Annotated in this window: 11 protein-coding genes and 4 tRNA genes; 12 read left to right on the top strand and 3 right to left on the bottom strand. The window is 70.7% G+C overall.

Features of this window, described 5'->3' with window-relative positions; translation table 11 throughout:
* The 3 genes from Q0C12_RS13485 to hemA all read right to left on the bottom strand — a co-directional run.
* On the bottom strand, window positions 1–323 hold a 323-nt coding region (locus Q0C12_RS13485), incomplete at its 3' end, for a molybdopterin-binding protein (RefSeq protein ID WP_290891049.1).
* Window positions 320–1,405 (bottom strand): peptide chain release factor 1, encoded by a 1,086-nt coding sequence (prfA, locus tag Q0C12_RS13490; protein WP_290891051.1) that lies wholly within the window; start codon window positions 1,403–1,405, stop codon window positions 320–322. The genes Q0C12_RS13485 and prfA, both read right to left, overlap by 4 nt.
* The gene (gene hemA / locus Q0C12_RS13495; protein ID WP_290891053.1) at window positions 1,383–2,654 is read right to left on the bottom strand and encodes a glutamyl-tRNA reductase; all 1,272 of its coding nucleotides are present in this window, start codon (window positions 2,652–2,654) and stop codon (window positions 1,383–1,385) included. Before hemA ends, prfA begins: the two co-directional genes overlap by 23 nt.
* 101 nt (window positions 2,655–2,755) lie before the next feature.
* On the opposite strand from hemA, the gene Q0C12_RS13500 reads away from it, so the two are divergent.
* From Q0C12_RS13500 to Q0C12_RS13555, 12 genes are all read left to right on the top strand, one after another.
* Window positions 2,756–4,402: a hypothetical protein gene (locus tag Q0C12_RS13500; RefSeq protein WP_290891055.1), complete on the top strand. Its 1,647-nt coding sequence runs from the start codon at window positions 2,756–2,758 to the stop codon at window positions 4,400–4,402.
* A complete protein-coding gene (gene lolB, locus Q0C12_RS13505) occupies window positions 4,399–4,992 on the top strand; it encodes a lipoprotein insertase outer membrane protein LolB (RefSeq protein WP_290891057.1) in 594 nt (197 codons plus the stop codon). The genes Q0C12_RS13500 and lolB overlap by 4 nt, the downstream gene beginning before the upstream one ends.
* Window positions 4,989–5,852 carry a 4-(cytidine 5'-diphospho)-2-C-methyl-D-erythritol kinase gene (gene ispE / locus Q0C12_RS13510; protein WP_290891059.1) on the top strand — a complete coding sequence of 288 codons (864 nt, stop codon included), beginning with the start codon at window positions 4,989–4,991 and terminating at the stop codon, window positions 5,850–5,852. Before lolB ends, ispE begins: the two co-directional genes overlap by 4 nt.
* Window positions 5,853–5,876: 24 nt before the next feature.
* Window positions 5,877–5,954 (top strand) — tRNA-Gln (locus Q0C12_RS13515).
* Between the two features lie 52 nt (window positions 5,955–6,006).
* Window positions 6,007–6,963, top strand: a complete 957-nt coding sequence (locus Q0C12_RS13520) for a ribose-phosphate diphosphokinase (RefSeq protein ID WP_034210472.1) — start codon at window positions 6,007–6,009, stop codon at window positions 6,961–6,963.
* Between the two features lie 142 nt (window positions 6,964–7,105).
* A complete protein-coding gene (locus tag Q0C12_RS13525; protein WP_290891062.1) occupies window positions 7,106–7,786 on the top strand; it encodes a 50S ribosomal protein L25/general stress protein Ctc in 681 nt (226 codons plus the stop codon).
* 57 nt (window positions 7,787–7,843) lie between these two features.
* Window positions 7,844–8,425, top strand: a complete 582-nt coding sequence (gene pth, locus Q0C12_RS13530; protein ID WP_290891064.1) for an aminoacyl-tRNA hydrolase — start codon at window positions 7,844–7,846, stop codon at window positions 8,423–8,425.
* Between the two features lie 66 nt (window positions 8,426–8,491).
* Window positions 8,492–9,583 carry a redox-regulated ATPase YchF gene (gene ychF / locus Q0C12_RS13535; protein ID WP_290891066.1) on the top strand — a complete coding sequence of 364 codons (1,092 nt, stop codon included), beginning with the start codon at window positions 8,492–8,494 and terminating at the stop codon, window positions 9,581–9,583.
* Between the two features lie 72 nt (window positions 9,584–9,655).
* Window positions 9,656–9,741 (top strand) — tRNA-Tyr (locus Q0C12_RS13540).
* 39 nt (window positions 9,742–9,780) lie between these two features.
* Window positions 9,781–9,854, top strand: a tRNA-Gly gene (locus tag Q0C12_RS13545).
* A gap of 36 nt (window positions 9,855–9,890) precedes the next feature.
* Window positions 9,891–9,966 (top strand) — tRNA-Thr (locus Q0C12_RS13550).
* A gap of 33 nt (window positions 9,967–9,999) precedes the next feature.
* Window positions 10,000–10,118 (top strand): GTP-binding protein (locus tag Q0C12_RS13555; protein WP_290891068.1); only part of this gene is annotated, 119 nt, incomplete at its 3' end.

Here is a 10,118-nt window from a genome sequence, read left to right on the forward strand (position 1 = left end):
AGCGCGCGGAACATCTCGCCGAAGCCGGGCATTTCCTTGTCCAGCAGCGGGCCCAGCGCCTCGGGCGTGGAGTCGCGGCCGGTGAAGCCGGTGCCGCCGGTGACCAGGATGCCGTGCACCGCCTCGTCGGCGATCCAGCGCGACACCAGCGCGCGAAGCGCGTACTTGTCGTCGCGGACGATGGCGCGCTCGTGCAGCACGTGGCCTTCGGCGCGCAGCGCGCCGGCCAGGTAGTCGCCAGAGGTGTCGTCGCCCGCCGTGCGCGTGTCGGACACGGTCAGCACGCAGAGGTTCAGCGGGATGAAGTCGGCTCCGGCGCTCACGCGGCCTCCGTCAGCAGCTTGAGTTCGTCGGCCTGGTGCTCGCGGGTCAGGCGGTCCACCAGGTCGTCCAGGTCGCCGTCGAGGATCTGCGGCAGGGCATACAGCGTCAAGCCTTCGACGCGATGGTCGGTGATCCGGCCCTGCGCGAAGTTGTAGGTGCGGATGCGCTGGCTGCGGTCGCCGCTGCCCACCTGCAGCCGGCGGGCCTGGGCCTGGGCGGCGCTCTGCTTGCTGCGTTCGGCGTCGAGCAGGCGCGACTTGAGCAGGGACAGCGCGCGGGCGCGGTTCTTGTGCTGGCTGCGTTCGTCCTGGCACTCGACCACCACGCCGGTGGGCAGGTGGGTGATGCGGATCGCCGAGTCGGTCTTGTTCACGTGCTGGCCGCCGGCGCCGGAGGCGCGGAAGGTGTCGATCTTCAGGTCGGCGTCGCGGATCTCGATCTCGTCGATGTCCTCGAGCTCGGGCAGGATCGCCACCGTCGCGGCCGACGTGTGGATGCGGCCTTGCGACTCGGTCGCCGGCACGCGCTGCACGCGATGCGTGCCCGATTCGAACTTCAGCCGCGAGTAGGCACCCTTGCCCTCGATGCGCGCGACGATTTCCTTGTAGCCGCCGTGCTCGCCCTCGCTGGCCGAGACGATCTCGACCTGCCAGCGGCGGCGCTCGGCGTAGCGCGCGTACATGCGGAACAGGTCGCCGGCGAAGATCGCGGCCTCGTCGCCGCCGGTGCCCGCGCGCACTTCCAGGAACAGGTTGGCCTCGTCGCGCGGGTCGCGCGGCACCAGCAGCAGCGACAGCGTTTCGTCGAGCGCGGCCAGCCGCGCCTGGGCCGCCGGGATTTCCTCGTCGGCCAGTTCGCGCAGCTCCGGGTCGGCGCGCATCGATTCGGCGGCCTGCAGGTCGTGCTGGGCGCGGCGCCATTCGGCCAGGCCTTCGGCGACCGGCGCCAGCTGCGAATACTCGCGCGAGAGGTTGCGGAAGGCGGTGTTGTCGGCCATCACGCCCGGGTCGGCCAGCAGGCGGCCGACTTCCTCGTGGCGCTCGGCCAGGGCTTCTAGCTTACGGCGGAGGCTGGGCGTCATCGGGGGCGTCGTAGAGTCGGCTGGCGGCGCGCAGCAGGTCGAGGTCGCCGTCGAGCGCGGCCTGGCGCAGGGCGGTGCTTGGGCCGTGCAGCAGCTTGTTGGTGAGTTGGTGCGCCAGCAGCTTCAGCGCTTCCTCGGGCGGCTTGCCCTGGGCCAGCAGCTCGCGGGCGCGGGCGAGGGCGTCTTCGCGCGCCACCTCGCCCTGCTGGCGCAGCGCCCGCAGCGCATCCTGTCGGCCCTGCGCGCGCCACCAGGCCATGAAGTGTTCGACCTGCAGGTCGATGATGGCCTGGGCCTGGTCGGCGGCGCTGCGGCGCGATGCGCGGTTTTCCTCGATCACCTGTTCGAGGTCGTCGACGGTGTAGAGGTAGACGTCAGGCAGTTGCGCCACGCCGGGTTCGATGTCGCGCGGCACGGCCAGGTCCAGCAGGAACATCGGGCGATGCTTGCGGGCCTTGAGCGCGGCCTGCACCGCCGCGGTGCGCAGCACCGGTTCGCGGCTGGCGGTGGCGGTGATGACGATGTCGGCTTCGGGCAGGTGGCGATCGAGTTCGGTCAGCGGCAACGCGTAGCCGCCGTGGCGGCTGGCCAGCGCCTGCGCGTGCTCAAGCGTTCGGTTGGCGACCAGCAGGCGCTTGGCCTTGGCGTCCACCAGGTGCCGCGCGGCAAGCTCGATGGTGTCGCCGGCGCCCACCAGCAACACGGTGGCGCGGTCGAGCTCGCTGAAGACCTGGCGCGCCAGGCGCACCGCGGCATAGGCCACCGACACCGGGTGGGCACCGATGCGGGTGTCGGTGCGAACGCGTTTCGCGACCTGGAAGCTCTGCTGGAACAGGCGGTCCAGCGGCGTGCGCAGCGCGTGGTGCTGGCGCGCGGCCTGCCAGGCTTCCTTCACCTGGCCCAGGATCTGGGGTTCGCCCAGCACCAGCGAGTCAAGGCCGGTGGCGACGCGGAACAGGTGCCGCACGGCCTGTTCGTCGCGGTGCTCGTACAGGTAGGACGCCAGGGTGTCGGGCTCCAGCCCGTGGTGCCGCGCCAGCCACTCGGCGACCGCACCTTCGCTGCCGGCGCTGACCTGCGCGTAGACCTCGGTGCGGTTGCAGGTGGAAAGCAACGCCGCTTCCTCGACGCCCGGCACCGCCGACAGCCCGGCCAGCGCGCCCGGCAGCTGGCCCGCGTCGAGCGCGACCCGCTCGCGCAGCGAGAGCGGCGCAGTCTGGTGGTTCAGGCCTAGGGCGAGCAGGGGCATGTCAGGGGGCCAGCGTTAGGGCGCGGTGCGCTAAGCTTTCGCGGGCTGGGCTCTCGTTGTGGATTCCGGCCCGTATTCTAGCCCCAGGCCGCGCAGACCCCATGAACCGGCGCCATCGTTTCCTTCTTTCGCTGTTGGCCCTGCTGCTCGCGGCGCCGTTCGCGGTCGCTTCGCCGCCACCGATCGGCGAGGTGATGGCCGGCGAGTTCGCGCTGCAGCAGGGCGACCTGCCGGCGGCGGCCCGGCATTTCCTGGCGGCGGCCCGGGCGTCCGCGGACCCGGCCGTGGCCGAGCGCGCGACCCAGGTCGCGCTGGTCGGCGAGCAGCCCGGGCTCGCCCGGCGGGCCCTGGATCGCTGGCGCGCCCTGGACCCCGGCGCCGTCGGCATGCACGGGGCGACGGTCCGCCTGGCGCTGTCGCAGGGCGACCAGGAGGATGCCATGGACGCCTCGCGGGCATTGCTGGCGCTGGATGGCCCGGGCTTCGACACGCTCCTGCGCGTGCTGTCGGAATCCCGCGGCGATGCCAGCGTGATCGCCCGTGCCGTCACCCGGGAGCTGTTCGAGCAACAGGCGCTGCCCGATCGGCTGGCAGCCTGGCTGCGCTGGGCCGGCGTGGCCCGGCGGCTCAAGGACCGGCCGTTGTCGGAGCGCATCATCGAGCAGGGCATGGCCCGATTCCCGGATGATCCGCGGGCCCGCCTGCTCGAGATCGCGCGGCTTCGGGAATCCGGCGATGCCGCCGCGGCGCGCGAGCGCCTGGTCGCGCTGCGCGATTCCGGCGCCATCCTGCCCGAGCTGCGGCGCGTGGCCGCCAGCGAGTTCGCCCGCCAGGGCGACCTGCGCGGCGCCGCCGACGTGCTGGGCGAGGGCGTCCAGGACGAAGCGTCGCGGGGGCAGCGCGCCGCCTGGCTGGTGTTGGCCGAGGACCGCGCCGCACTGCAGCAGCTTTACGCCGAGCTCAAGGCGGCCGGCGCGGTGCCGCCACCCCCGCGCCGTCTGCTGCTGGGTCATGTTGCCGAGGCGCTGGACCTCTTCGGCGAGGCCGAACGCTGGTACCAGGGCGTGCCCCGCGGCGCCGGCAGCGACCTGGCCCTGCTGCGGCTGGCGCGGCTGCACGATCGCCGCGGTGATCCCGCGCGCGCCATCGAGCGGCTCAAGGACCTGCAGTCCGACACCAGTGCCGATGGCGAGCGCGTGCGCGACAGCTACCTGGTCGAGGCGGACATCCTTGAGCGCGATGGACGCGCCGCCGAGGCCCGCCTCGCGCTCGACCGCGGCCTGGCGGTTTTCGAAGGCGACCCGGTGCTGCTGTATGCGCGGGCGATGCTGCTCGAGCGCGGCGACGACGTGGACGCCGCGTTGGCCGACCTGCGCGCCATCCTCGACGAGGACCCGGCCGACGCGCAGGCGCTCAACGCCTACGGCTACACGCTGGCCGAGCGGCGCGGCAAGTACGCCGAGGCCTTGCCCTACATCGAGCGCGCGCACGCGCTGCTGCCCGATTCCGCGCCGATCCTCGACAGCCTGGGTTGGGTGCGGTTCCGGCTGGGCGAGCGCCAGGAATCCTTGGCTTTGCTGCGCCAGGCCTGGGCGAAGCTGCGCGATCCCGAGATCGCGGCCCACCTGGGCGAAGTGCTGTGGACCCTGGGGCAGCGCGACGAGGCGCGTCGCGTCTGGCGCGAGGGCGCCGCGATCGATCCCGACAACCGCGCGCTGCGGCGCGCGCTGGAGACCTTCAAGCCATGAAACGACTGGGCGTGGTGCTGCTCTGCGCGTCGGCACTGGCCGCCTGCGTGCCGGCGCCGGTGCGCGAAGCGGACGCGGTGCTGCTTGCGGCGCAGGCGGAGCGCGAGGCCCGGTTGGCCGCCGACCCGGCCTGGCAGCTGTCCGGCCGGCTGGCCGTGAGCGCGAACGGCGAGGGCGGCAGCGGCCGCCTCGAGTGGCGCCAGCAGGGCGAGGATTTCGAGATCCGGCTGGCGGCGCCCGTCACCGGCAAGAGCTGGCGACTGCGCCAGCAGGGCGGGCTGGCGACGCTGGAGGGCATGGAGGAGGGCGCGCTCACCGCCCCCGACGCCGAAGCCCTGCTTTACGAAGCGACCGGCTGGCGGCTGCCGGTGCAGGCCCTGGCCGCCTGGGCGCGCGGCGCCCGGGCCGAGGGCGCGGCCACGATCGAGTTCGGCCCGACCGGCCTGCCGGCGCTGATCTCCCAGCGGGGCTGGCAAGTCGAGTACCGCGAGTGGGACGCGGCTGATCCGGCCCGGCCGCGCCGCATCTTCGCGCGCCAGGGCGAGGACGCCAGCGTACGCCTGGTCGTGGATGCCTGGGGTGCGCGGTGACCACGCCCGACGCGTCCTGGAGCGACTGGCCGGCACCCGCCAAGCTCAACCTGTTCCTGCGCATCGTGGGCCGCCGGCCGGACGGCTACCACCGGCTGCAGACCGTGTTCCAACTGCTGGACTGGGGCGACACCGTGCGGCTGCGGCTGCGCCCGGACGGCCTGGTCCGGCGCGCCGGGGACGGTGGCTACGGCGTGCCGGAAGCCGATGACCTGGTGGTCCGGGCGGCCAGGTTGCTGCAAAGAGAGGCTAACGTCAGTCAAGGCGCTGACATCGAGGTGCTAAAGCGCATCCCGCTGGGCGGCGGTTTCGGTGGCGGATCTTCGGACGCGGCCACCGTGCTGGTGGCCCTGAACCACCTCTGGCAGGCCGGCCTGGACGAGGACCGGCTGGCGGCGCTGGGCTTGCAGCTGGGGGCCGACGTGCCGGTGTTCGTCCGCGGCCGCAGCGCCTGGGCCGAGGGCGTGGGCGAGCAGTTGACCCCGCTGGCCCTGCCGCCGGCGGCCTACCTGCTGGTCGATCCGGGCGTGAGCGTGCCCACCGCCGAACTTTTCCAAACCCCTGATTTGACGCGGGATGCAGCCCCGGCGACAATTGCCGACTTCGTTTCTGGCTCCGAGCTCGGCAATGCCTTCGAGCCGGTGCTGCGTCGCCGCTCGGAAGCCGTCGAGGCTGCCCTGCAGGCGCTTGCGCAGCTCGGCCCGGCGGCCCTGACTGGGACCGGCGGCGGCTGTTTCGCGCGCTTTGGCGCGCGCGCCGACGCCGACGCCGCACGGTTGCGCCTGCCCCCGGGCCTGCGCGCCTGGGTGGCGGAAGGTGTCGCGGTGTCGCCCCTGCATCGGGCGCTGCCGTCGCGCTGAGCCGGCAACGGAACAATCCAGCGGTGGGGCGTCGCCAAGTGGCCTAAGGCACCGGGTTTTGATCCCGGCATTTCGTAGGTTCGAATCCTACCGCCCCAGCCATCCACCGGACGCAACACGGTCCCTCCACAGCGAACGACAAGGCGGATACCCCATGAGCAAGCAGAACCTGCTCGTCTTCACCGGAAACGCCAATCGTCCGCTGGCCCTGGCGGTCTGCCGCCAGCTCGGCATCCCGCTGGGCAAGGCGCAGGTGGGGCAGTTCTCCGACGGCGAAGTGCAGGTCGAGATCGAGGAAAACGTGCGCCGGCAGGAGGTGTTCGTCATCCAGTCCACCAGCGCGCCGACCGCCGAGAACTTCATGGAGCTGCTGGTGCTGATCGACGCGCTCAAGCGCGCGTCCGTCGCCAGCGTCACCGCCGTGGTGCCGTACTTCGGCTACGCCCGCCAGGACCGCCGCATGCGCTCCTCGCGCGTGCCGATCACGGCCAAGGTCGCGGCCAAGATGTTCACCGCCGTCGGCACCGACCGCGTGCTCACCGTCGACCTGCACGCCGACCAGATCCAGGGCTTCTTCGACATCCCGGTCGACAACGTCTACGCCTCGCCGATCCTGCTGGCCGACATCTGGCGCAGCCAGGGCACCGACAACATGGTGGTGGTCTCGCCCGACGTCGGCGGCGTGGTGCGCGCCCGCGCGATCGCCAAGCGCCTGGACGACGCCGACCTGGCCATCATCGACAAGCGTCGCCCGAAGGCCAACGTCGCCACCGTGATGAACATCATCGGTGACGTCGAGGGCAAGACCTGCGTGCTGGTGGACGACATCGTCGACACCGCCGGCACCCTGTGCGCGGCCGCGGCGGCGCTCAAGGCCAACGGCGCGAAGAAGGTCGTCGCCTACTGCACCCACCCGGTGCTGTCGGGCGCGGCGATTGCCAACGTCTCGAATTCGCAGCTCGACGAGCTGGTGGTCACCGACACCATCCCGCTGTCGGAGGCGGCGCGGGCCTGCCCGCGCATCCGCCAGCTCAGCGTCGCCGAGCTGCTGGCGGAAACCATCCGCCGCGTGGCGTTCGGCGAGTCGGTCAGTTCGCTTTACGTGGACTGAGGCAAGGCGGGGCGGGGGATCCGGGATCGGCATTCGCGAGTGCCGATCCCCGATTCCCGGTCCCGGGAACGACGCAGGGCCTGGTCGCGGGCACTGCGGAACGCGCCGGAAGGCGCATCACACTGAAGAAGGCAACACCAACATGGCTACCAACCACAACATCACGGCCACCGGCCGCAAGGACGAAGGCAAGGGTGCGAGCCGCCGCCTCCGTCGCAGCGGTCACGTGCCGGCCATCGTCTACGGCGGCCACGCCGACCCGCAGAGCATCCAGATCGAGCACAACCACCTCTGGATCGCCAGCCAGAACGAATGGTTCTACTCGGCCATCCTCGACATGAACGTCGACGGCAAGGTCCAGAAGGTCCTGCTGCGTGACATGCAGCGCCATCCGTTCAAGCAGCAGATCCTGCACCTGGACTTCCTGCGCGTGAGCGAGAACGAAGCCCTGCGCGCCAAGGTGCCGCTGCACTTCGTCAACCAGGAAACCTCGCCGGCCGGCAAGTCGGCGGGCGTCGTGGTCACCCACGAGCTCAACGAAGTCGAAGTCAGCTGCCTGCCGAAGGACCTGCCGGAGTTCATCGAGATCGACCTGGCCAAGCTGGCCGTGGGCGACATCGTGCACCTCTCGGACATCAAGCTGCCCAAGGGCGTGACCCTGCCGGCGCTGGCGCACGGCGGCAAGGAGCATGACCTGGCGGTCGTGATCGCCAAGCACGCCCGCGTCGAGGCCGAAGACACCGCTGCCCCGGAATCGGCCGAGGTCCCGGCTGCCAAGGTCGCCAAGCCGGATGCCGCCCCGGCGGCCCCGAAGAAGAAGTAAGCCCAGATTTCCCTCCCTCTCCCCTTGGGAGAGGGCCGGGGAGAGGGCAGCTTTGCAGTGAGCGAACTCCGCCTCATCGTCGGCCTGGGCAACCCCGGCGCCGAACACGCCCGGACCCGGCATAACGCCGGGTTCTGGTTTCTGGACGCCCTCGCCGCGCAGGCCGGGGCGCGCTTCGGGCTGGAATCCAAGCTGCACGGCGAGACCGCCAAGGCCGAGATCGCCGGCCGCAGCGTCTGGCTGCTCCGCCCGGCCACCTTCATGAACGCCTCCGGCCGCTCGGTTGCCGCGGCGCTGCGCTATTTCAAGATCGAGCCCGAACAGGCCCTGCTGGCACACGACGACCTGGACCTGGCCCCCGGCCTGGCCCGGCTCAAGTTCGACGGCGGCCATGGCGGCCAGAACGGCATCCGCGACACCATGCAGCACCTCGGGCACGGCAAGTTCCATCGCCTGCGCCTGGGCATCGGCCATCCCGGCCACAAGGACAAGGTCACCCCCTGGGTGCTGGGCAAGCCCGGCAAGGACGACGAGGCCAGCATCCTGCGCGCCATCGACGACGCCCTGGCGGTGATGCCCCTGGCCGTGAACGGGGAGTTCCCCGAGGCCATGAAGCGCCTGCACACCCCCAAACCCTGAGTCGCCAGCCGCCAGCCGTCCCCGGACGGCTGGCGCCTGGACATTCGCGAACCGGAAGACAGCACCATGGGCATCAAATGCGGCATCGTCGGCCTGCCGAACGTCGGCAAGTCCACCCTCTTCAATGCGCTGACCAAGGCCGGCATCGCCGCGGCCAACTTCCCGTTCTGCACCATCGAGCCCAACACCGGCGTGGTGCCGGTGCCGGATCCGCGCCTGGCCCAGCTGGCCGAGATCGTCAAGCCGCAGAAGATCATCCCGACCTCGTTCGAGTTCGTGGACATCGCCGGCCTGGTCGCCGGTGCCTCCAAGGGCGAGGGCCTGGGCAACAAGTTCCTGGCCCACATCCGCGAGGTGGATGCCATCGCCCACGTGGTGCGCTGCTTCGAGCACACCGACATCGTCCACGTGGCCGGCAAGGTAGACCCGATCGCCGACATCGAGACGATCGACCTCGAGCTCGCCCTGGCCGACCTGGAGTCCGTCGACAAAGCGCTGAACCGCGCCGAACGGGAGGCCAAGACCGGCAATAAGGACGCCATCGTCCGGAAAGGCGTTCTCGCGCGCCTGCGCGCCGGGCTCGACCAGGGCCAGCCGGCCCGCGCCCTGGGCCTGTCGGCCGAGGACAAGGCCGTGGTCCGCGACCTGTTCCTGCTGACGCTCAAGCCCGTGATGTACGTGGCCAACGTGCTCGAGGACGGCTTCGACGACAACCCGATGTTGGACCAGGTCCGGGGCCGGGCCGAGAAGGAGGGCGCCCAGGTGGTGCCGGTCAGCGCCGCCATCGAGGAGGAGATGTCCCAGCTCGAGGACGCCGACCGGGCCGAGTTCCTGGCCGAGATGGGCCTGGCCGAGCCGGGCCTGAACCGCGTGATCCGGGCCGGCTACGCCCTGCTGGGCATGCAGACCTACTTCACCGCCGGCGTGAAGGAGGTCCGCGCCTGGCAGGTCCACAAGGGCGCCACCGCGCCCCAGGCCGCGGCCGTGATCCACACCGACTTCGAGAAGGGCTTCATCCGGGCCGAGACCATCGCCTTCGACGATTTCATCAGGTGCCGGGGCGAGGCCGGGGCGCGCGACGCCGGCCGCCTGCGGCTCGAGGGCAAGGAGTACATCGTCCAGGAAGGCGACGTGCTGCATTTCCGCTTCAACGTCTGATCCGGGGCCGCGAATGCGAAAAGGTCGTTGACATTTCCTTTCGCGACCCTGAAAATTGCGGGCTCCCTAGCTGGAGGGATACCCAAGCGGCCAACGGGGGCAGACTGTAAATCTGCTGGCTCACGCCTTCGGTGGTTCGAATCCACCTCCCTCCACCAGCTTTCGCAGTGACGCCCGGCAACGGGAGCCATCGCAGGGCGGGAGTAGTTCAATGGTAGAACCTCAGCCTTCCAAGCTGATCATGCGGGTTCGATTCCCGTCTCCCGCTCCATTGGATTGAAGCAGCACCGCAACAGATAACGAATTCGCTCATGTAGCTCAGTCGGTAGAGCACTTCCTTGGTAAGGAAGAGGTCGCTGGTTCGATTCCAGTCATGAGCACCACCCTCCACCTTGAATCCTACCGGGTACCTCGAAATGTCCAAGGGTAAGTTTGAGCGCACCAAGCCGCACGTGAACGTTGGCACCATCGGTCACGTCGACCATGGCAAGACCACGCTGACCGCCGCGCTGACCAAGATTGGCGCCGAGCGTTT

It is taken from the genome of Arenimonas sp., from assembly GCF_022842045.1.
In the GTDB taxonomy this organism is placed as follows: domain Bacteria; phylum Pseudomonadota; class Gammaproteobacteria; order Xanthomonadales; family Xanthomonadaceae; genus Arenimonas.

Coding starts and splice junctions, on each gene's coding strand:
- prfA (WP_290891051.1), bottom strand. CDS start 1,405: ATGACGCCCAGCCTCCGCCGTAAGCTAGAAGCCCTGGCCGAGCGCCAC.
- hemA (WP_290891053.1), bottom strand. CDS start 2,654: ATGCCCCTGCTCGCCCTAGGCCTGAACCACCAGACTGCGCCGCTCTCG.
- Q0C12_RS13500 (WP_290891055.1), top strand. CDS start 2,756: ATGAACCGGCGCCATCGTTTCCTTCTTTCGCTGTTGGCCCTGCTGCTC.
- lolB (WP_290891057.1), top strand. CDS start 4,399: ATGAAACGACTGGGCGTGGTGCTGCTCTGCGCGTCGGCACTGGCCGCC.
- Q0C12_RS13520 (WP_034210472.1), top strand. CDS start 6,007: ATGAGCAAGCAGAACCTGCTCGTCTTCACCGGAAACGCCAATCGTCCG.
- Q0C12_RS13525 (WP_290891062.1), top strand. CDS start 7,106: ATGGCTACCAACCACAACATCACGGCCACCGGCCGCAAGGACGAAGGC.
- ychF (WP_290891066.1), top strand. CDS start 8,492: ATGGGCATCAAATGCGGCATCGTCGGCCTGCCGAACGTCGGCAAGTCC.